This is a genomic window from Nocardioides sp. NBC_00368 (assembly GCF_036090055.1).
Lineage (GTDB): Bacteria > Actinomycetota > Actinomycetes > Propionibacteriales > Nocardioidaceae > Nocardioides.
Map to the genome: position 1 here is coordinate 4,102,783 of NZ_CP107970.1, position 21,514 is coordinate 4,124,296.

The 21,514-nt window shown below is 69.6% G+C and carries 18 protein-coding genes; 9 read left to right on the forward strand and 9 right to left on the reverse strand.

The window, feature by feature from the left end:
* Positions 1-178 precede the first annotated feature (178 nt).
* Positions 179-1,000: a hypothetical protein gene (locus tag OG984_RS19545; RefSeq protein WP_328527864.1), complete on the forward strand. Its 822-nt coding sequence runs from the start codon at positions 179-181 to the stop codon at positions 998-1,000.
* 87 nt (positions 1,001-1,087) lie between these two features.
* On the opposite strand, the gene OG984_RS19550 is transcribed toward OG984_RS19545, so the two are convergent.
* Complete coding sequence (locus OG984_RS19550; RefSeq protein WP_328527865.1) at positions 1,088-2,266, reverse strand: CaiB/BaiF CoA transferase family protein; 1,179 nt, start codon at positions 2,264-2,266, stop codon at positions 1,088-1,090.
* A gap of 149 nt (positions 2,267-2,415) precedes the next feature.
* Between OG984_RS19550 and OG984_RS19555 the strand changes: the two genes are divergently transcribed.
* Positions 2,416-3,888 (forward strand): protein kinase domain-containing protein, encoded by a 1,473-nt coding sequence (locus OG984_RS19555; protein ID WP_328527866.1) that lies wholly within the window; start codon positions 2,416-2,418, stop codon positions 3,886-3,888.
* A gap of 184 nt (positions 3,889-4,072) precedes the next feature.
* Positions 4,073-5,518: a glyceraldehyde-3-phosphate dehydrogenase gene (locus OG984_RS19560; protein ID WP_328527867.1), complete on the forward strand. Its 1,446-nt coding sequence runs from the start codon at positions 4,073-4,075 to the stop codon at positions 5,516-5,518.
* Between the two features lie 6 nt (positions 5,519-5,524).
* Here OG984_RS19560 and OG984_RS19565 read toward each other — a convergent pair whose 3' ends face one another.
* The 4 genes from OG984_RS19565 to OG984_RS19580 form a co-directional block, all read right to left on the reverse strand.
* A complete protein-coding gene (locus OG984_RS19565; protein WP_328527868.1) occupies positions 5,525-6,049 on the reverse strand; it encodes a hypothetical protein in 525 nt (174 codons plus the stop codon).
* Positions 6,050-6,490: 441 nt separating this feature from the next.
* Entirely contained in the window at positions 6,491-7,237 is a 747-nt protein-coding gene (locus OG984_RS19570) for an amino acid ABC transporter ATP-binding protein (protein WP_442940908.1), read from the reverse strand.
* Positions 7,234-8,073 carry an amino acid ABC transporter permease gene (locus OG984_RS19575; RefSeq protein WP_328527869.1) on the reverse strand — a complete coding sequence of 280 codons (840 nt, stop codon included), beginning with the start codon at positions 8,071-8,073 and terminating at the stop codon, positions 7,234-7,236. Before OG984_RS19575 ends, OG984_RS19570 begins: the two co-directional genes overlap by 4 nt.
* Positions 8,070-8,924, reverse strand: a complete 855-nt coding sequence (locus OG984_RS19580; protein ID WP_328527870.1) for an ABC transporter substrate-binding protein — start codon at positions 8,922-8,924, stop codon at positions 8,070-8,072. The genes OG984_RS19575 and OG984_RS19580 overlap by 4 nt, the downstream gene beginning before the upstream one ends.
* 63 nt (positions 8,925-8,987) lie before the next feature.
* Here OG984_RS19580 and OG984_RS19585 point away from each other — a divergent pair, with 63 nt between their 5' ends.
* Together OG984_RS19585 and OG984_RS19590 are read left to right on the forward strand one after the other, a co-directional pair.
* A complete protein-coding gene (locus OG984_RS19585; protein ID WP_328527871.1) occupies positions 8,988-11,012 on the forward strand; it encodes an NADPH-dependent 2,4-dienoyl-CoA reductase in 2,025 nt (674 codons plus the stop codon).
* A gap of 17 nt (positions 11,013-11,029) precedes the next feature.
* Positions 11,030-11,449: an HIT family protein gene (locus tag OG984_RS19590; RefSeq protein WP_328527872.1), complete on the forward strand. Its 420-nt coding sequence runs from the start codon at positions 11,030-11,032 to the stop codon at positions 11,447-11,449.
* Here OG984_RS19590 and OG984_RS19595 read toward each other — a convergent pair.
* Positions 11,446-12,696, reverse strand: a complete 1,251-nt coding sequence (locus OG984_RS19595) for a glycoside hydrolase family 1 protein (protein ID WP_328527873.1) — start codon at positions 12,694-12,696, stop codon at positions 11,446-11,448. The two genes, OG984_RS19590 and OG984_RS19595, sit on opposite strands and share 4 nt — an antisense overlap.
* A 15-nt stretch (positions 12,697-12,711) precedes the next feature.
* Between OG984_RS19595 and OG984_RS19600 the strand changes: the two genes are divergently transcribed.
* The 3 genes from OG984_RS19600 to OG984_RS19610 all read left to right on the forward strand — a co-directional run bounded on the left by OG984_RS19600 (position 12,712) and on the right by OG984_RS19610 (position 15,515).
* Positions 12,712-13,395: a pirin family protein gene (locus OG984_RS19600; protein WP_328527874.1), complete on the forward strand. Its 684-nt coding sequence runs from the start codon at positions 12,712-12,714 to the stop codon at positions 13,393-13,395.
* Positions 13,396-13,472: 77 nt separating this feature from the next.
* Positions 13,473-13,988 carry a hypothetical protein gene (locus OG984_RS19605; RefSeq protein WP_328527875.1) on the forward strand — a complete coding sequence of 172 codons (516 nt, stop codon included), beginning with the start codon at positions 13,473-13,475 and terminating at the stop codon, positions 13,986-13,988.
* Positions 13,989-14,003: 15 nt separating this feature from the next.
* Positions 14,004-15,515 carry a flotillin family protein gene (locus tag OG984_RS19610; RefSeq protein ID WP_328527876.1) on the forward strand — a complete coding sequence of 504 codons (1,512 nt, stop codon included), beginning with the start codon at positions 14,004-14,006 and terminating at the stop codon, positions 15,513-15,515.
* 259 nt (positions 15,516-15,774) lie between these two features.
* On the opposite strand, the gene OG984_RS19615 is transcribed toward OG984_RS19610, so the two are convergent.
* The 3 genes from OG984_RS19615 to OG984_RS19625 all read right to left on the reverse strand — a co-directional run bounded on the left by OG984_RS19615 (position 15,775) and on the right by OG984_RS19625 (position 21,009).
* Positions 15,775-17,574, reverse strand: a complete 1,800-nt coding sequence (locus tag OG984_RS19615; RefSeq protein WP_328527877.1) for a penicillin-binding transpeptidase domain-containing protein — start codon at positions 17,572-17,574, stop codon at positions 15,775-15,777.
* 197 nt (positions 17,575-17,771) lie between these two features.
* Entirely contained in the window at positions 17,772-18,791 is a 1,020-nt protein-coding gene (locus OG984_RS19620; protein WP_328527878.1) for an SGNH/GDSL hydrolase family protein, read from the reverse strand.
* A gap of 127 nt (positions 18,792-18,918) precedes the next feature.
* Positions 18,919-21,009, reverse strand: a complete 2,091-nt coding sequence (locus OG984_RS19625; RefSeq protein WP_328527879.1) for an MMPL family transporter — start codon at positions 21,007-21,009, stop codon at positions 18,919-18,921.
* A gap of 88 nt (positions 21,010-21,097) precedes the next feature.
* Here OG984_RS19625 and OG984_RS19630 point away from each other — a divergent pair, with 88 nt between their 5' ends.
* Positions 21,098-21,418: a PadR family transcriptional regulator gene (locus OG984_RS19630; protein ID WP_008356007.1), complete on the forward strand. Its 321-nt coding sequence runs from the start codon at positions 21,098-21,100 to the stop codon at positions 21,416-21,418.
* Positions 21,419-21,514 lie beyond the last annotated feature (96 nt).

Below are 21,514 nucleotides of genomic sequence, written 5' to 3' on the forward strand. Positions count from 1 at the left end.
AACACTGGAGTGCCCCACTTCCACGCGCGTGCGCGGCATCACTACGCTGCCGTCTGCAGCTGTGGGGGCGGCGAAGCATCCACAGCGATTTCGGGGTCACTCACCCATCGCTTTCGGTGGCTGAGGCTGCATGCGGACCGCACGGTGCGGTCATTGGTCTTCGAAAGGTTTTCCAGTGTTGAGTTTCGTACGCGCCGGCGCGGTTGTCGCGGGCGTCACCCTCGCCGGGCTCGCAACTGCCCCGGCTTTCGCCACCGGCGACGACCCGGCCGGCAACAACGGCACGGTCAAGATCGAGAAGGTCCTCGCCCCTGACGACGCGCCGGACACCACTCCGGAGAACGATCCCCACCAGGACTGCACGTTCGACATCGAGTGGTACGGCTTCGACAAGGGCGACGACATCATCTCGAAGGTCTCCTTCGAGCTGCAGGCGCCGACCCTCGACGGTGAGCTCACCGTCGACGGCCCCCTCGAGGTCTTCGTCGGCGAGGACGAGGCGTCCGGCGCCGGCACCGAGGACGGCCTCGACGGCCGCGAGACCTACACCCTCAACTCGACGGGTACAGCGCACCCCGAGCAGGGCTTCCACGTGAAGGTCACCGTCCACACCCCGGGCAGCCAGGGCAACGACACCAAGTCCAAGGTCTTCTGGTTCGAGAACTGCCCGGTCGACGAGCCGTCGCAGTCCCCGACGCCGAGCCCGTCCCCGACGGAGCCGATGGAGTCCGAGTCGCCTTCTGAGGAGCCCTCCGAGTCGCCGTCCGAGTCCACCCCGGCCTCTGACGAGACCGAGCCGGCTTCCGACGAGTCCTCCGAGGCGCCGGTGACCGACTCCGAGGTCCCGACCAACATCGACGCCGGTCTCGCCGGTGAGAGCGACTCCCCCGTGCCCGCGATGTGGCCGCTGCTGGCCATGCTCGCCGGTGCTGCCGCCGCCGGCACCGCGCTCGTCGTGGTCCTGCGTCGCCGCGCCGCCGCTCTGGTCCACAAGGACTGAACCGAACCGCGCCACTGAGAACGGCGCGGCGTACGACCTCCGGGTCGTACGCCGCGCCGTTTCTGTTTCTGCTCCGCGGTCCGGTCCTCAGTCTTGGAACGCGGCGCCCTTCTCGATCAGCGCGTCGGCGTCGTCGATGCCCCACGCGGCGAGGGCCTCGCGGGTGTGCTGACCGGCGCTGGCCGCGGGTCCCGAGCCCAAGGTGGAGGCGGTGCGGCTGAACCGCGGGGCGGGGGCCGGCTGGGTGACACCGTGGTGGGTGACGTACGTCTGGCGGGCCTGCAGGTGCGGGTGGGAAGCGGCCTCGGTCGGGGTGAGGACGGGGGCGACACAGGCGTCGGTGCCCTCGAACATCTCGGCCCACTCGGCCATCGTCTTCGACGCGAAGGTCTTGGCGAAGAGGTCGCGCATCTCGTCGTAGCGCTCCATCTCGTACTGCCCCGGGCAGATCCCGTCGAGCCCGAGCCGGGTGACCAGCTCGGCGAAGAACTTGCCCTCCAGCGCGCCGACCGCGACCTGGCGGCCGTCGGAGGTGTCGTAGAGCGCGTAGAACGGCATCGCGCCGTCGAGCAGGTTGCTCTGCCGCTGCTCGTGCCAGGCACCCGAAGCGAGCATGCCGGAGATCATCGTGGCGAGGTGGGCGGTGCCGTCCACGATCGCGGCGTCGACGACCTGTCCCTGGCCGGTGGTCCTGGCCTCGACCAGCGCGGCGAGGATGCCCATGACCAGGTAGGTCGATCCGCCACCGAAGTCACCGAGCAGGTTGAGCGGGAAGTGCGGTCGGGCGCGGTCCTGGCCGAGGCCGTTGAGCACGCCGGTGGTGGCGATGTAGGTGAGGTCGTGGCCTGCGGACTGGGCCAGCGGCCCCTCCTGACCCCAGCCGGTCATCCGGCCGTAGACGAGGCGCGGGTTGCGCTCCAGACAGGCGTCGGGCCCCAGCCCGAGGCGGTCGGTCACGCCCGGGCGCAGGCCCTCGATGAGCACGTCGGCGGTCTCGACCAGACGCAGGACGGTCTCGACGGCATCCGGGTTCTTGAGGTCGAGCGCGATGCTCGGGCGGCCGCGGGTGAGCAGGTCGCCGGCACCACCGCCGAGCAGGTTGCCGCCCGGCCGGTCGACCCGGATCACGTCCGCACCCATGTCCGCGAGGATCGTGCAGGCGTGCGGTCCCGGCCCGATCCCCGCCAGCTCGACGACCTTGACCCCGCGAAGGGGGCCGGTGCCCTGGCCCAGTGTCACTGTGGATTTCTCCGTCGACTCAGTCATGACGGCCATCCTCGCAGGATCCGCGCTTCCGGAGTCCGGGTCCAGAGTCTGGATCCAGAGTCTGGAACCCTCCGCCCGGCCTGACCTGATCGCGGCGCGGAGTCCGATACGCTCCGAGACACACTCGCCGGTGCACAGGAGCAGAGAAGTTGTCTCGGGAAATCCCCACGTCCCCCCAGTCCCTCCCGATCAGCTCGGTCAGCCCGCTGACCGCGAACGATCCCCGCGAGATGGGTCCGTACGCGCTCACCGGCCGCCTCGGCCACGGCGGCATGGGCGTCGTCTATCTGGGTGAGGACGCGTCGGGCATGAAGGCAGCGGTGAAGGCGATCCTTCCCGAGCTCACCTCCGACCCGGGGTTCCGCGCGCGGTTCGAGCGGGAGATCGAGGCCGCGAAGAAGGTGGAGAGCCGGTTCACCGCACGCGTTCTCGACGCCGACCCCGACGCCGCACAGCCCTGGATGGCGAGTCAGTACGTCGCCGACCCACCGCTCAGCAAGCTGGTCAGCTCCGGCCAGCGTCTGACCGAGATCGACGTACGCCAGTTGGTGGCCGGGGTCGCCGAGGCGCTCGCCGCGGTGCATCGCGTCGGGCTGGTCCACCGCGACATCAAGCCGGGCAACATCCTCTACGGCGCCACCGATCCGTGCGTGATCGACATGGGCATCGCCCGCTCCGTCGACGGCACCGCGCTGACCCAGACCGGCAAGGCGGTCGGCACCTACGGCTATCAGGCGCCCGAGCAGGTCCAGACCGGCACCTTCTCCAGCGCCGTCGACATCTGGGCGCTCGGTCTGGTCGCCTTCGTCGCCGCCACCGGGCGCTGGCCGTTCAGCGGCGAGATCGGCTCGATGGGACACCTCCTCACGGGTGAGTCGCCCAACCTGAGCCTGTGCCCGGTCTACCTGCGTCCGCTCGTCGCCGCGTGCTTGGCCGAAGCGCCCGCCGCGCGCCCCTCCGCCGCGGACATCCTCGCCACCAACGGCGACTGGACCCTGCTGCCGGCCCCGGCCACCTCGGAGCAGGAGACCACCATCGGCGCGCCGTCGCCGCAGGCGTTCACCGGAGGCGGGATCGCCCGTGGTCCGCGGCCTCCGGTGAGCCCCACCGACACCGCCGACCTGCCCACCCAGGCCCCCACGTTCGCCGAGCCCCAGCAGCCCTCCGGGCGTCGCTGGAAGACGGCCGGCCTCGCCGCCGCGGCGGTCGTCCTGATCTCGGCCGGCGTGGCCGTCGCCGCCAACCCCGGCCTCCTGCCCGGCCAGGACGACGCACCGAAGGTCGGCGAGGTGTCCCCCTCCGCCGAGCCGACCACCGGCGAGAGCAGCACCGCGCCGACCACACCGGTCGGCGGCTCCGTGGAGACCGGGGACGATTCCGAGTTCGCCGAGCGGCCCGACAACGAGGACGCGGAGGACAAGGGCGAAGTCGCTCCGAGCAGCGGCACGGACACCGGCGGCGACACGACGCCGTCCGAGACGCCGGAGCCGACCGCGACGGCCCCGAGCGATCCGGCCAGCGAGCCGGCCACCGAGACCCCGACGGCCGAGCCGACCGAGACCGCGACGGTCGAGCCGACCGAGGATCCGGCCGAGGAGCCGACGGCGACCGCCACTCCCTGAGCATTCTGTCGTTGCGGACCGACAGCGTCGACTGCGCCTCCTTGGGTGGTCTCGACAGGCTCGACCACCGGTTCTTGGTTGGATCGATCAAGGTGGCCGGGGCTCTGGGGATGCCGATAATCGAGCCTGGCCGGGTGTGTCCCCCGCCCGATCCAGGCCTTCCCGAGCAACCGAAAGTTGAGCTGTGAGCGACACCGACGAGACCTTCAACGACTGGCAGCACCGCGAGGAGCTCGCGGAGACGATGATCCCGATCATCGGCAAGCTCTACCGCGAGAAGGATGTCACCATCCTGGTCCACAGCCGGTCGCTGGTGAGCAAGTCCGACATCTCGATCCTGAAGGCGCACCGGTTCGCGCGCCAGATCGAGGGCGAGGAGCTCTCGGTCACCGACACGTTCCCGCTGCTCCAGGCGGTCGCCAAGCTGGACCTCGGTCCGTCGAAGGTCGACCTGGGCCTGCTCGCGGTCCAGTACGCCGAGGACGAGCGCGGCCTCTCCGTCGACGACTTCGTCGCCGAGAAGCTCGCCGGCGCCACCGGCGACAACAAGCTCGAGCGCAACGGCGGCCAGGACGTCGTGCTCTACGGCTTCGGCCGGATCGGCCGCCTCGTCGCCCGGCTCCTCGTCGAGAAGGCCGGGTCGCGCCACGGCCTGCGCCTGAAGGCCGTCGTCGTCCGCAAGGGCGGGGAGGACGACCTCATCAAGCGCGCCTCGCTGCTGCGCCGCGACTCGATCCACGGTCAGTTCGCCGGCACCATCACGGTGGACGAGAAGAACGGCGTGCTCATCGCCAACGGCAACCCGATCCAGTTCATCTACTCCAACGACCCGACGACGGTCGACTACACGGCGTACGGCATCAAGGACGCCATCCTGATCGACAACACCGGCAAGTGGCGCGACCGCGAGGGCCTCTCCCAGCACCTGCGCCCGGGCATCAAGAAGGTCCTGCTGACCGCGCCGGGCAAGGGCGACGTCCCCAACATCGTCCACGGCGTCAACCACCAGACCCTCACCGGCGACGAGAAGGTCATCTCCTGCGCGTCGTGCACGACCAACGCGATCGTGCCGCCGCTGAAGCTGATGGAGGACCGCTTCGGGATCGTGCGCGGTCACGTCGAGACGGTGCACTCGTTCACCAACGACCAGAACCTGCTCGACAACTACCACAAGGCCGACCGCCGGGGTCGTTCCGCACCGCTCAACCTGGTGCTCACCGAGACCGGTGCGGCCTCTGCCGTCGCCAAGGCACTCCCGGACCTGAAGGCGAAGATCACCGGCAACTCGATCCGCATCCCCACCCCGGACGTCTCGATCGCGATCCTGTCGCTCTCGCTCAAGGGTGAGACCTCGAAGGAAGAGGTCGTCGACTACCTCCGTGAGGCCTCGCTGACCGGCGAGCTGCGTCGCCAGGTGGACTTCACCACCGCCCGCGACGCGGTCTCCTCCGACTTCATCGGCTCGCGCGCCGCCTCGATCATCGACGGCAACGCGACCATCGTCGACGGCGACTCCGCGATCCTCTACGTCTGGTACGACAACGAGTTCGGCTACTCCTGCCAGGTCGTCCGCACCGTGCAGTCGATCTCGGGTGTCGAGTACCCGACCTTCCCGGTCCCGGCTGTCTGATTCCTCTCAGGCGGTCTCGACAGGTTCGACCACCGGTGCTGCCCCGTCCCGTCCGGTCTCCGGACGTGGCGGGGCAATCCGGTTCCAGGCCTGGAGGATCGCCTCGGTATCGGTCAGGCCGACCTGTGCGACGTCGCGCAGGGCAGGGGCGGAGCGTCGCCACATCTCGTACTCGATCTGCGTCTTCTGCTTCTCGGCATCGGCCCTGAGCCAGTCGACCTCGTGCAGCGGGCCGTTCGTCGTCGGCGCACCCCAGACCGTCACCGTCGGCCCGTGCTCGAGCGGCAGCCAGGTCTCCTTCATCGGCTCGAACCAGTCGCCCGGCGGTTCGACCTGGAACGTACGCGGCGGTGTGCTGCGGTTCGCCGCCGGCGGCGGGCCGTCGTCGTAGGTGTGGCCGACGACCTGGGCACCGAACACCACCCAGCTGGCCAACGTCGCGACCAGCGGGAAGCGCCGGCCGTCCAGGCAGCCCCAACGGTCGAGCATCGCGCCGAGGAAGAACGGCACGTACCAGTTCCCTCGCACCACCTCGGCCTGCTCCCCCAGGTCTTCGAGAGGTCGAACCTGCGATCGCGACCGAGCCGGACGATGAGCGGGCGAACCGCGTCCAGTGTCTTGTCCGTGCAGCGCGGTCGGGCGAGCAGCGCAGCGAGCCTTCGCTCGTCGTAGAGGATCGCGCTGCCGACCTTCTGCCCGGGGCCGGCCAGGCCGGCGACCAGGACCCGGTTCGCCTCGACCTTACCGATCATGTGCAGCTCACAGATCCGACGTATCGCCTCGCGCGTGGTGACCTCCATGCACAGGGACGGTAGGAGGGCTGGCCGTCGGGGGCGACGGAATTCAAGATCCTGTGGATAACTCTGTGGAAACCGCCTCTTCGGTCTGCCGCCGCAAGGTCGGATCCGTTCCTTTTACTAGACGATGACAAGGTGTCATCGTCTAGTAAAAGGAACGGATATCGCCCCGCGGTCAGGAGCGGACGCGAGCCAGGAAGGCGCGGGTGCGCTCCTCGACCGGGTCTCCGAAGAGCTGCTCCGGCGGCCCCTGCTCCAAGACCCGACCGCCGTCCAGGAAGCAGACCTTGGTGGCGACCTCGCGGGCGAAGGACATCTCGTGGGTGGCGAGGACGAGGGTCGTGCCTGCCTCCGCCTCGGCCCGGACGATCTCCAGCACCTCACCGACGAGCTCGGGGTCGAGGGCGGCGGTGATCTCGTCGAGGAGCAGCAGGCGCGGCCGGGTGCACATCGCCCGCACCAGCGCGACCCGCTGCTGCTGACCTCCGGACAAGGCGTCGGGATGGGCGTCGGCCTTGTCGGCGAGACCGAACCGGGCCAGCAACTCCCGGGCCCGGTCGGCCGCCTCGTCCGGACGAACGCCGTGGACGCGCACCTGCGCCAGCGTGCAGTTGTCGAGGACCGAGAGATGTGGGAAGAGGTTGTACGCCTGGAAGACCATCCCGATCTCACGGCGCACCGAGCGCGGGTCGACGAGCGGATCGGAGATCTCCCGGCCGTCGAAGGTGATGACCCCGTCGTCGATCGTCTCGAGCAGGTTCAGGCAGCGCAGCAGGGTCGACTTCCCCGACCCGGAGGCGCCGATCAGGCAGACCACGTCGTGCTCGGCCACCACCAGGTCCAGACCGTCGAGCACGACCTTCCCTCGGTAGGCCTTGCGCAGCCCCCGGGCCTCCAGCAGCCCCGACATCGATGCCGTCATCGACCCTGCTCCTTCTCGATCTGTCGCCGCATCAGCCAGTCGGTGAGCCGGGTGAGCGGGACCGCGACGACGAGGAAGTACGCCGCGGCGACCAGCAGCGGGGTGCCGTTGAAGTTGTAGCCCTGATAGTCCTGAGCCGCCCGCAGCGCCTCGAAGACACCCACCGCCGAGATCAGCGCGGTGTCCTTCTGCAGCGAGACGAGGTCGTTCATGAGCGGCGGTACGACGCGGCGTACGGCCTGCGGGAGGACCACGAAGCGCATGGTCTGGGCCCGGGTCAGCGCCAGCGCCTCGGCCGAGGCGATCTGGGTGGGATGGATCGCCAGGATGCCGGCACGGAAGACCTCCGCGACGTAGGCCCCGTAGCAGAGCACCAGGGCGAACGTGGTCAACCAGAACAGCGAGCTGGTCACCCCGGCCAGGCCCAGCGCCGGGATCCCGATGCCGCAGATGACCACGACCATGATCGAGGGCACCCCGCGGAACAGATCGGTGTAGCCGATCGCCAGGAGTCGCAGCGGCGCCAACCAAGGGGAGGTGGTCTGGCGGGCGATGGCGACGAGCGCACCGAGGACGAGCACGCACGGCTCGGCGACCAGGAAGATCCGGATGTTGATCCAGAACCCCTCGGCGATCGCCGCGAACGAGTCACGTGCGTGCGACCAGCTCAGGAAGTAGTCCCGGACCCGGTCCCACCCCGGCGAGGAGACCACCAGCAGCCCCAGACCGACCGCCACCACGGCCGTCACCACGGTGGCGACGACGATCTGCTGGAGCTTCAGCCGCCGGCGTACGGCCTGCCTCTCGAGCTCCCGCTCGCTGGGCGCCCAGGTCACTTCAAGACCGGCACGGAGACGACGTCGGAGAGCCACTCCTTCTCGAGCGCGGCGAGGGTGCCGTCCTCCTCGAGCGCGGTCAGGGCCTCGTCGAGGCACGGCGCCAGGCCGCTGTCCTTCTCGGTCAGCAGGCCGAACTCTTCCGGCTTCTCGCTGCCCTCGAACTGCCCGGTGATCGTGCTGCCCTCGATCTCGGCGGCGGTGATGTAGAACGCCGTGGGCAGGTCGAAGACGAGCGCGTCGACCTGGCCGTTGAGCAGCGCCTGCTTGGCCTGGTCACTGGTGTCGAAGACCAGCGGGTCCTTGGTCGGCTGCACGTCCTCGCGGATCGCGGTGAGCGACGTGGTCGCGGTCTGGGCGCCGAGCTGGAGGCCCTTCAGATCGGCCAGCGACGCCGCCTCGGCCGCGTCCTCCTCCATCGTCACGACCGCCTGCGAGGCCGTGTAGTAGCCCTTCGAGAAGTCGACGACACCCGCCCGCTCGGGGGTGATCGAGATCTGGTTGATGTCGAAGTCGAACTTCTTCTCGCCCGGCGTGTAGGAGGTGTTGAACGCCTGCTTGACCCAGACGACGTCGTCCTTCGCGAACCCGAGCTGATCGGCGACGGCATAGGCGACCGCCGACTCGAAGCCCTTGCCGTTGCTCGGGTCGTCCCCCGAGAACCACGGCTCGTACGCCGGGGAGTCGGTGCCGATGGTCAGCTTGCCGTCCTGCTTGAGCGGCAGGTCGGCGGCTTCGCACGAGGCGGGAGCGCCGCCCTCGGCGCTGGTGTCGCCCTCGCTTCCGCACGCGGTCAGGACGGCGGCGAGAGCGAGCGGAGCGACGAGAAGGGGAGTAAGGCGAGTGCGCATGTGCGGAATGCTAAATGGAACGGGCACTGGCCGCTTCTTATTACTCATGAGTAGCATACGTCCATGGCGTACGAATCCCTGCTCTCCCCGCTCACGATCGGGTCGCTCACCCTGCGCAACCGCGTGGTGATGGGGTCGATGCACACCGGCCTCGAGGACCACGCGTGGGACATCCCCAAGCTGGCGGCCTACTTCGCCGAGCGCGCACGCGGCGGCACCGGGCTGATCATCACCGGCGGCTACGCACCCAACAAGCGCGGCTGGCTCAAGCCGTTCGCGAGCGAGATGAGCTCCCGGCTGCACGCCGCCCAGCACCGCCGGGTGACCAGCGCGGTGCACGAGGAGGGCGGCGCGATCGCGATGCAGGTGCTGCACGCGGGCCGCTACGCCTACACGCCGTTCTCGGTCAGCGCCTCGGCCGTCAAGGCGCCGATCAACCCGTTCAAGCCGGCCGCCCTCTCCGACAAGGCCGTCGACGCGACCGTGTCCGACTTCGCCAAGAGCATCTCGCTGGCGAAGAAGGCCGGCTACGACGCCGTGGAGATCATGGGGTCGGAGGGCTACCTGATCAACCAGTTCCTCGCCGAGCGGACCAACCAGCGCGAAGACCGCTGGGGCGGCACGGCGGCGAACCGGATGCGGTTCCCGGTCGAGATCGTGCGGCGCTCGCGGGAGCTGGTCGGTGACGACTTCCCGATCATCTTCCGGCTCTCGATCCTCGACCTGGTCGAGGACGGCCAGACCTGGGAGGAGACGATCGACCTCGCCTACGCCCTCCAGGACGCGGGCGTCTCGGTGTTCAACACCGGCATCGGCTGGCACGAGGCCCGGGTTCCTACGATCATCACCCAGGTCCCGCGCGGCGCCTGGCTGGACATGACCGCGCGGTTGAAGGCCGAGGTGGACATCCCGGTCTGCGCCTCCAACCGGATCAACACCCCCGAGCTCGCCGAGTCGGCGATCGCCGAGGGCAAGGCCGACCTGGTCTCGATGGCTCGCCCGCTGCTGGCCGACCCGGAGTTCGCCAAGAAGACCGCCGAGGGCCGCACCGACGAGATCAACACCTGCATCGCCTGCAACCAGGCCTGCCTGGACCACGCCTTCTCCAACAAGGCGGCCTCCTGCCTGGTCAACCCGCGCGCCGCGCGCGAGACGACCCTGGTGCTCTCCCCGACCAAGCTCAAGCAGACCGTGGCCGTCGTCGGCGCCGGTCCGGCCGGCCTCGCCGCCGCCACCTCGGCCGCCGAGCGCGGCTTCGCCGTGACCCTGTTCGAGAAGTCCCCGCAGATCGGTGGCCAGTTCCGCCTCGCGATGGCGGTGCCGGGCAAGGAGGACTTCAAGGACACGCTGCGCTACTTCGGCCGGCGCCTGGAGGTGCTGGGCGTCGACGTACGTCTCGACACCGAGGCCACCACCGCCGACCTGGAGCCGTTCGACCACGTCATCGTCTCCACCGGCGTCACCCCGCGGCTCCCGCAGATCGCCGGCTCCGAGGACGACCGGGTGGTGACGTACGCCGACGTGCTCGCCGGCCGGGTCGTCCCGGGCCGCCGGGTCGCGGTGATCGGCGCCGGCGGCATCGGCGTCGACGTGTCGGCCTGGCTGACCCACCAGCCCGAGACGCTCGACGAGTGGAAGGCCCGCTGGGGCGTCGGTGACCCGGCGACCTTCCGCGGCGGCCTCACCACCCCCGTCCTCGAGGCCCCCGCCCGCCAGGTGACCCTGCTCCAGCGCAAGTCCACCCCGATCGGCATCGGCCTCGGCAAGACCTCCGGCTGGGCGCACCGCGCCCACCTCAAGCAGGACGGCGTCAAGCAGGTCCGCGGGGCGACCTACGACAAGATCGAGGCCGGCGACGACTCGGTCACGCTCCACTACGCCGTCGACGGCGAGCCGCACACGCTCGAGGTCGACCACGTGATCCTCTGCGCCGGCCAGGAGTCGGTGCGCAATCTCTGGCCAGAGGACGAGTCGGACCGGAAGGGCGCAAAAGAAAACTGGCACCTGATCGGTGGCGCCGACGTCGCGGCCGAGCTCGACGCGAAGCGCGCGATCAAGCAGGGAACCGAGGTCGCCGCGGGTCTGTGACCCGATAGCCTCGGCACATGAGCGATCCCGACTGCCTGTTCTGCAACATCGTCGCGGGCAACATCCCGTCGACGAAGGTCTACGAGGACGACGAGACGTACGCCTTCATGGACATCGCGCCCGCAGCCGTTGGACACACGGTGGTGGTGCCGAAAACGCACACCAAGGACGTCCTGGAGGCCGACCCGGTGGTCTTCGCCTCGACCGCGAAGGCCGCCCAGGCGGTCGCGAGGCGGGCGGTCGACGTGCTGCAGGCCGACGGGGTCAACGTACTCAACAACTGCGGACCGGCGGCGTGGCAGACGGTTTTCCACCTGCACTTCCACGTGATCCCGCGCTACACCGACAAGTCCAAGGACTCGCTCACGCTCCCCTGGGTGCCGCACCCGGGCGACCTGGACGCGATCAGGGCGATCGGCGAGAAGCTGGCGTTCTAGCCCGTGGGCGCGCCTTCGGCGTGGGCGGCGACCATCTCGGCGTACCACCCGAAGGAGCGCTTCGGCGTACGCACCCCGGCGGCGTCGACGTGCACCAACCCGTATTTCCCGCCCACGCCGTCCTCCCAGTCCTTGCCGGTGAACGGCGCCTCCCAGCCGTCGCGGTCGAGCAGGGTGTAGGCGTAGAAGCCGCGGACGTCGACGCCACGCTCGATCGCGGCCGAGACCGCCTCCAGGTGGGCCTCGAGGTAGTCGATCCGGGCCTGGTCGTCGACCTCGCCGTCCACCACCGGAGCGTCGTACGCAGCACCGCACTCGGTCACCACGATCGGCGGCATCGCGGCGCGATAACGGGATCGGGTGATGATCAGCCACTCCCGCAGGGCGGTCGGCACCACGCCCCAGCCGGTGTCGGTGGCGGGGTAGCCGACGAGCGGCACCATCCGGAACGGGATCTCGTCACCCTCGGCCGAGGCGCCGATGCGCTGCGGAGCGAAGAAGTTGACTCCGTAGAAGTCCAGGGGCGAGCGAATCACGGCCATGTCGCCCGGCATCACGACGTCGTCGGCGAGACCGGCGAGGTCACGGGGGTAGCGGCCCAGCAGCATCGCCTCGAGGGGCACCGCGTTCCAGGCCAGGTCGATGAGCTTGGCGGCACCGACGTCGGCGGGATCCTCGGAGAGCGGCCAGATCGGCTCGTGGTGGTTGGCGCACCCGACGGACGCGACCCCGGCGGCGCGCAGCACCTGCACGCCGCGGCCGTGAGCCAGGAGCAGGTGGTGCATCGCCGCGACGACACCCCAGCCGGCGCGGCGACCGGGCGCTATCGTGCCGAGGCCGTAGCCGAGGTAGCCGGCCACGTTGGGATCCTGGACCGGCACCCACTCTGGGACCCGGTCGCCGATCAGGTCCGCGACCGTCTGGGCGTACTCACCGAAGGCATCGACGGTGGCGCGGTTGAGCCAGCCACCGTCGGCGGCCAGCGGCTCGGGCAGCTCGCCGGCGTAGAGCGTGGCCGACGGGCGCAGGCCGGCCTCGAGCAGCTCGTCGACCAGGCGGTCGTAGCGAGCGCGGGCATCGGGATCGAAGACACCGCGCCCACCCGGCTGGAGCTCACGCCAGGAGACCGCGAACCGGTATCCCGGCGCACCGAGACGCATGAGCAGCGCAACATCCTGCTCGCCCCCCGGCCGGGTGGCGTCTGCAGTGCCGAACACGAAGCCAGTCGGGAACTTGGGAAACGCCACGGCACAATCATGACTGTGACTGCCCAGATCCGCCGAGGAACCGCCCGATTCACGGAACGTCCACCCGGCCTCAGGCCAGGAAAAATTACCTGGCACACCTACTCCTTCGGACCCCACTACGACCCCAGCAGGGTCGGCTTCGGCCCGATCGTGACCTACGACGAGCACCTGCTGCGCAACGGTGAGGGATTCGAGAACCACCACCATGCCGGGGTCACGATCGTCACCTGGCCACTCTCCGGCGAGGTGACCCACACCGACTCGACCGGCGCCACCGGAACGGTGTCCCCCGGCCAGGTCGCCGTGTTCACCACCGGCGACGGCGTCGACCACTCCGAGTTCGCCACCGCCTCCGGCACCCGCTTCATCCAGGTCTGGGTCACCGGCAGCACCGGCGAGCCGGCGTACGCCGTCCACGACGTCACACCGGTCGAGGGCGAGTGGGTCGAGGCGGTCCGCCTGGACGCGGGGTCGCTCCGGGTCGGCCGCGTCGGCAGCGACGGCCCCGCCGAGATCACCCTCCCGGAGGCTCGACTCCGCCATCTCCACATCGCTTCCGGCGCTCTGCTGCGCAGCGGGATGGCCGAGCCGCTGACTGCCGGGGACGCCTTCGAGATCACCGCCGGCGAGGACCTGCCGCCGGAGTTCACGGTCAGTGCCGGCGTACCGACCGAGCTTCTTCTCTGGAGCTTCGACTAGGCCGATAAAAGCGCGGACAGAGCAGGAGGTCGGTGGATACAGTCCGCCATAGACTGCTGCTCAGTGTGGAGGATTGTGTGACGACGTTCCTGATCATCGGAGCCGTCGGGCTGGGCCTCCTGCTGGTGTCGCTGGTGATCGGCGATCTCCTCGACGGCTTCCTCGGCGGCGCGCTCGATGCCGACTGGTTCTCGACCGCCGCGATCGGCGGATTCGTGTCCGCCTTCGGGTTCGGCGGCGCCCTCGCCGTCGGCCCGCTCGGCACGATCCCGGCCATCGGGATCGGAGTCGTGGGCGGTGCGCTCTTCGCCTGGTTCGCGCTGTGGCTGACCCGCCTGCTGAAGGAGGAGCACACCGACGCGGCGCCTTCGGGCGACGCCGCCGTCGGGCTCGACGCCGCGGTGATCACCACGATCCCGGCCGGCGGGTTCGGCGTGGTGCGGGTCGCCCTCGGAGGCCACACGGTGACCTACAACGCCAAGGCTCCCGACCTCGACGCGGCCATCACCCCCGGCACCCCCGTACACGTGACCGGTGTCCTCTCTCCGACGGCAGTCACCGTCGCGCCGACGTGGCGCGAGATCACCTCCTGACCTGAAGGGGTCCCCATGGAACTGCTGGTGCCGATCGCCGGCCTTGTCGTACTTTTCATCCTGCTCCTGCTGCTGGTCACCAGCCGCTACAAGGTCGCCGGTCCCAACCAGGCCTTCATCGTCACCGGCCGCAAGGGCAAGGCGGTCCTCAACCCGGAGACCGGTCAGCTCACCACCGACCTGTCGGGCCAGAAGGTCGTGCTCGGCGGCGGTGTCTTCGTGGTTCCCTTCGTCCAGAAGCTGGCCGTCATGGACCTCTCCTCGCGCCGGATCTCGGTGCAGATCCGTGGCGCGGTCTCGGGTCAGGGCATCAAGCTCAACCTCGAGGGAGTCGCGATCGTGAAGGTGGGCGGCAACGCCGACCAGATCCGGCTGGCCGCGCAGCGGTTCCTCTCCCAGCAGGAGGAGATCGAGCCGTTCACGCAGGAGGTGCTCGCCGGTGCGCTGCGGTCGATCGTCGGTGGCCTCACCGTCGAGCAGATCATCCGTGACCGGGCCGCGTTCGCGCAGCGGGTCGCCGACGAGTCCGAGTCGTCGCTCACCGGTCAGGGCCTGATCCTGGACACCTTCCAGATCCAGGACGTCACCGACGACGGCTCCTACCTGACCAACCTGGGTCGCCCCGAGGCCGCCCGCATCACCCAGGCCGCCTCGATCGCCGAGGCCGAGGCTCGCCGAGCCGCCGAGCAGGCCCGGATCAAGGCGGAGGAGGAGATCGCGGTCGCCCAGCGCGCGCTCGCCCTGAAGCAGGCCGAGATCAAGGCCGAGACCGATGCGGCCGCCGCCACCGCGGCCGCGGCCGGCCCGCTGGCCCAGGCCGACCGCGACCAGGCCATCCTCACCGAGCAGGAGAAGGTCGCCGTACGCCAGGCGGCGCTGACCGAGCGCCAGCTCGAGACCCAGGTGCGCAAGCCCGCCGACGCCGAGCGCTACCGCGTCGAGCAGGAGGCGGAGGGCCGCCGCAACTCCGAGATCGCCGCCGCCGAGGCCCGCAAGGCGGCCACCATCGCCGCGGCCGAGGCGGACGCCGAGCAGGCCCGGCTCACCGGTGAGGCGGAGAAGGCCCGTCGTGCCGCGCTGGCCGAGGCCGAGGCCATCGAGGGTGCCAAGCGCGGTGACGCGCAGAAGGCACTGCGTCTGGCCGGTGCCGAGGCGACCCGGGCCGAGGGCGAGGCGAGCGCTGCCGCCACCCTGGCCGTCGGTCAGGCCGAGGCCGAGGCGATGGACAAGCGCGCCGCGGCGTTCGCGTCCTACAACGACGCCGCCGTGCTGCAGATGCTGATCGAGGTCCTGCCCCGGATCGCCAAGGAGGTCGCCGCGCCGATCAGCGCCATCGACAACCTCACCGTGCTCTCCACCGAGGGTGCCGGCGCCATCCCGAAGCAGGTCAACGACAACGTCGTCCAGACCCTCAACATGCTCAAGACGACGACCGGAGTCGACCTCGGGTCGATGCTCCGCAAGGCCGCGTCCACGACGAGCGAGAACGGCATCGCGGAGATCCCCTCCGACAGCGCCCAGCAGTGATCGGCCCACAGCTTGCCAACACTGGGTCAAGAACTCTGTAGAAAAGGGGCATAAACGTGACAGCCAGATACAAGTCTGGTTATGTATCCACGTCGACGTAGGGAGGGAGCACTCCAAACCTCGACCGGGCCTCGCGGCCGAAAGGCCGCCAGGCTCGCCCCTTGAGTCTCTCTACTGTTCCCCCCGTCGGTGGAGAGACACCGAGGGAAATCGATTGTGGCCCGGCCTCACGGCCGGGCCACAACGCATTTCGGTCGGGTCAGCGCTCGTTGACCATCCGCAGGAACGCCTCCACGAGCGGGCCCGAGGTGGCCGCCCCGTTCTCGCCCTCGTCGACGTAGACCGCGACGGCGAGGTCGCCCTGTGCCGCGATCATCCAGGTGTGGGTGAGCCGTTTGCCGTTGCGGTCGAACTCCGCCGTGCCGGTCTTGGCGATCACCGGCTTGCCGGGCACATCGGCCAGACCGCGACCGGTGCCGTCGGTGACCACACCCCGGAAGATCGTACGCAGCTCCGCGGCCTCGTCGGCGGCCAACGGCTCCACGCCCGACGGCTTGGCGGCCTGGCCCTGGACGAGGTTCGGGACCACGGTGTGACCGGCCTGGATGGACCCGATGACGGTGGCCATCACGAGCGGCGAGGCGAGCACCTTGCCCTGTCCGATCAGGTCGGCGGCGTGCTCGGTGTCGCCCGCGGGCTCGGGGATCTGGCCGAAGTAGGAGGTGAAGCCGGCGTCGCGGTCGATGCCGAAGCCCAGGGAGGCGGCGGCCGAGGCGATCTCGGCGTGGCCGACCTCGTTCGCCGCGCCGATCATGGCGGTGTTGCAGGACTCGGCGACGGCGTGGGCGAGCGTGATCTCCCCGAGCGCGGACTTCGGGTACCAGGAGTCGTTCTTGAACGTCTTGCCGTCGACGGTGGCCTTGGCGGGGCAGGTGACCCGGCTGTCGGCGTCGAGGCCCTTGCGCAGCAGCGCCAGCGTGGTCGCGGCCTTGAAGGTCGACCCCGGTGCCGCCTGACCGTAGGTGGCGAGGTTCATCTTGTTGTCCGCGCCGTTGGCGGCGACCAGCACGGCGCCGTCGCTCGGCCGGATCGCGACCAGTGCGCTCTCGGGCTTGACCTGCTTCAGGATCTTCTCGGCGCTCTTCTGCATCCGCGAGTCGAGGGTGACGGTCAGCGACTTCCCGTCGACCGGATCGGTGCTGTAGAGCTTCTTGAGCACCTCGCCCTCGTCGCCGAGCACCGAGACCTGCAGCCCGGGCTTGCCGCGCAGCTGGTCGTCGTAGCGGGCCTGCAGTCCGGAGAGACCGGCGAGGTCACCGGGGAGGTAGGTGCCGGGCTTCTTCTTCATCATCTCGGCCGTCACCTCGCCGACGATGCCGACGACCGGCGAGGCGAACTCCTTGGTCGGGCCGAGCGGCAGGGTCCGGTTGAGCATCGCCGCGCCCTTGATCCGGCCGATCTTCGAAGCCTTGGACTTCGTCATCATCGCCTTGCGGATCGAGATCGCCTCGACGAACGCCTTGTCCCCGGCTGCCCTGACCCGTTTGGCGTAGCGCTTGGGGTTGATGCCGACGATCGCGGCGACGTCCCGGGCGGCAGCGGGCGCCGCGATCGGGTCGATCAGCGTCTTGTCGATGCCCACCGTGACGACCGGTCGGTCGGCGACGAGGGTCTCGCCCGACGTGCTCAGGATCTCGCCACGCTGCTGCGGGACGGTCTCGACGTGCAGGCTGCGTCCTTCGGCGAGCGTGGGCGCGACGACGGTGGGCTCCCAGACGAACTCCCAGTTCTCACCGGTCTTGCGGAGCTCGACCTCCGACTCGTAGGTCCACCGGCCGCCCGGGAGACCCCACGCCCAGGTGAGCGTGGACTTCGCCTTGTCGGTGCCGTGGCCGGTGAAGGTGGGCTTGGTCGCGGACACGTCGGGCGCCCCGAGCTTCCCGAACAGGTTGCCGGTGAGGTCGTGGTAGTCGCTCGCGACGGCAGCGGGATCGGTCTTGGCCACGAAGTCGACCTCGGTGAACGTGCCGCTCTTCAGGGCCGTGGTCAGGGTCGACATGCTCGGACCGGGGTCCTTGGCTCCACCACAGCCGGCAAGCAGCGGTAAGGCGACAGCAAGGGCCGCAATGCCCCGGGAGACTCGCATGGAACGGTTCTATCAGCCTCGGCCCCAAGATTGGGTTACACCCGTCCAACGCGGAGGTTGTGAAGCCGAGAGTGGCCGATGGGCCACGCTCGGCATCACGACCCGTCCGATCAGTGCGTCGCCAGCCAGGCGTCCAGGTCGACCCCGCGCTGGTCGGCGAGCTTCTGCAGACGCTCACGCGTCGGCGGCTGGAACACCTTCGGCTCGATGTGGCGGTCGAGCGCGGCGTACTTCCTCTGCTTGGCGGCCTGTGCGGGACCGGTCGCCTCGGCAGCGGCGAGCACCGCGGGGCCGGCGGTGAGGGTGGCTCCGGTGAGCGGCGAGCTCACCAGGGGCGTGTAGCCGTCACGGTGGCCGGCCGCGTTGGCGTGGTAGGACTCCTCGATCGGGTTGGAGAGCCCGTTGATCCACTCCACGTCGTCGCAGACCGCGTGGCCGGTGAACCGGCTGATCGGGTTGACGTACGTGAACCCGGCGACGCTCGCGCGCGAGGCGGTCGTGTTGTTCAGGAGCACGGCGGTGTCGTTCAGGATTCTTTCGTCCTCCGGGCTGAACCAGGTGAAGGCGTTGCAGTCCTCGCCCATGAACAGCTTCGGATAGCCCACGACCACCACCTTCGCGCTCGGCGCGGCCGATCGGATCCTCGAGTAGAGGGTTCCGAGGCTGCCCGGGAGCGTGTTGCGGATGTAGTTCTGCGCACCCGCGACCGCTCCTGCGCAGTCGCTCGCCCAGGCCGGGAGCGCGCACTCGGTGATCACGTCGGCGAAGCCGGCGTCGTTGCCACCGACCGAGATGGTCACGTAGCGGGTCGAGCTGGACAGCGCGCTGAGCTGGCTGTTGGTGACGTCGGCGACGACCGCGCCGGAGCAGGCGCGGAAGTTGAGGCTGTAGCTCTTCGCGGCGGCGACCAGGCTCGGGTACGCCAGGGTCGACCGCATGCAGTTGCTGCCGTCGTTGATGTAGCTGCGCGTGCCGACTCCCGAGGAGTAGGAGTCGCCGAGCGCGACGTACGGCTCCCCAGCCGCTGAGGCTGGGGAGCCGGGGGCGACGGCGAGGCCGGCGCCGAGAAGGGCGATGGAGGTGAGGGAGACCGCGAGGCGGACTTTGGACAGGCGGAAGATCACGTTCATGGCAACTCCCGAAAGCCGGGGACCGCTGGGGGTGCGGCCCTTCCCTTCGGTTGTACGCGCCCTCACGTCCGTCCGCAGGAAATTTGTTTCACGTCCAAGTAACTGTCCGGAACCCGCTTACCCGGGTTCATTCGACGTTCTGGAGACGCGGCAGGATCCGGTCGAGCCACCTCGGAAGCCACCACGCACCGGCACCGAGGATACGCATCACGGCGGGCACCACCAGGCACCGCACCACGACCGCGTCGAGCAGCACCGCAACCGCCATCACGAAGCCCATCTCCTGGAGCATCCGGTCCGGACTGAACCAGAAGGCTCCGAACACCACGACCATGATCGCACCGGCCGCGGTGATGACACCACCGGTGTGCGCCAGCCCTTCCCGGACCGCCTCCTGCGCATCGCCGCTGCGCAGCCACTCCTCGCGCATCCGCGAGATCAGGAAGACCTCGTAGTCCATCGAGAGCCCGAAGACGATCGCGAACGTCATCACCGGCAGGAACGCCTCGATCGGGCCGGGCTCGACCCCGAGCAGCCCCTCCTGGAAGACGTACGTCATCGCCCCCATCGAGGCGCCGATCGAGATCAGGTTGAGGACGGCCGCCTTGATCGCCACCGCGACGGAGCGGAAGACGCACATCAGCAGCAGCGCGGAGAGACCGACCACGAGCCCGATGAAGAGCGGCAGCTTCTTCCCGACCGCGTCGGAGTAGTCGATCAGCGCCGCGGTCGAGCCGCCGACGAGGACGTCGTCACCGAGCTCCTCGCGCAGGTCCTTGACCAGCTCGGTGGTCTCGGCGTCCTGCGGGCCGGTCTCCGGGAAGGCGATGGAGGTGAACACCGCACCGTCGGCCGACGGCTGCGGCGGCGTCACGGCGGCCACACCGTCGTACCCCTGGACCTTCTCGTACGCCGCGGCCGCCTGCCCCTGCGAGCCCTCGGTCATGACCACCAGCGGACCATTGGCACCGGGACCGAACTTGTCGCTGACCAGGTCGTACGCCTTCCGCGTGGTCGAGGAGGGGTCGTCGTTGCCTGCGTCGGCGAAACCTAGCTGGAGGCCGAGGACGGGAGTCGCCAGCGCGCCGAGAGCGACCAACGAGACGAGCAGCGCGGCCCACGGGTGCCGCTGGACACCTGAGGCCCAGGCACGCCAGCGCTCACCGGGCTCGCGACGGGACCGGGCGGCATGGCGGCGTACGGACTTCTCCAGGCGCTTGCCGAACAGCGTCAGCAGGGAGGGGAGCAGGGTGACCGCGGCGATCATGGTCATCAGGACGGTCAGCGCGACGCCGAGCACGACACCCTGGATCGAGGTCAGCTGCAGCACGTAGAGGCCGCAGAGCGCCAGGATCACACTGACTCCGGCGAAGAGGACCGAGCGACCGGCGGTGTCGATCGCGGTCGAGGTGGCGTCCTCGCGGGTGGCGCCGCGGAGCAGCTCACTGCGGTAGCGCGAGAAGACCAGCAGCGCGTAGTCGATGCCGACGCCGAGCCCCACGATCATGAGCATCGGCGCGGTGTAGTCCGGGATCGTGGTCAGGTGGGAGAGCAGCGTGACCACGCCGAACGTGGTGCCGACCGCGAAGATCGCGGTGATCAGCGGCAGGCTCGCGGCCAGGAACGAGCCGAACATGAACAGCATGATCACCAGAGCGGCGAGCATGCCGATCCCCTCGGAGCTGCCGCCCTCGCTCTCGTTCACCTCCCGCATCGAGTCGCCGGCCATCTCGATCTGGAGGTCGTCCGTCGCGGCCTCGTCCGCGATCTCGAGGAACGGCTCGTAGGCGCTGGTCGGGAGCTCACCGGGCTTGGCGTCCATCACGATGGTGACCAGCGCGGTCGTACCGTCCTCGCTCACCGACCCGCGCTGCGGGTCGGCCGCCTCGACGGTCTCGACGTGCGGGACGTCGGCGAGCGCGGCGAGCAGGTCGTCGACAGCCTGCTGGTCGGTGTTCCAGCCGCGCTCGTCGTGAATGACCGCGCGCACCTCGTCGCCGGCCGATCCGCCGTGCTTCGCCTGCAGGTCGGCCATCTCCTGCGACTGCGTGCCCGGGATGTCGAAGGAGTTGCGGTAGTCGTCGCCGATGCTCTGCGCCGCGGCCGTCACGCCGACGAGCACCACCACCCACAGCAGCAGCGCGGTCCAGTGGTGGCGTTGGGAGAAGGACGCCAGCCGCCGCAGCGGACCGGGTCTCGTGGTCGTCTGGATGGTCATCATGTCTCCTTGTCGGTGTTTGCCTGGCTACCTGTAGACAGACAACATGTATGGAGACAATGTACGACGGACTGTGTAGGCTGTCTACATGAAAGCCGACGCCCTCCGTGGCCACCTCGACTCGCTGATCCTGGCCGTCGTCGAGAAGCAGCCCCTTCACGGCTACGCGATCATCGAGGCCCTCAGCGCCCGCAGCGGTGGCGAGCTCGACCTCCCCACCGGCACGATCTACCCGGCCCTACGTCGCCTGGAGAAGGCCGGCTACCTCGACAGCTCCTGGTCCGAGGTCGGCGGCCGCAAGCGCCGCACCTACGAACTCTCCTCCGCCGGCCGCAACGCCCTCGCCGCCCACCGCCAGGAGTGGCGCACCTTCGCCAAGGTCGTCTCCGGCGTACTCGGCGAAGCCTGACCCGCCGAGACGGCACTTACGTCGGCCGAGTCGGCAATTCTGGGGGCCGAATCCACAGTGGTGGCGATCCATTCAGGGAGTTCCCTGATGTGGCCG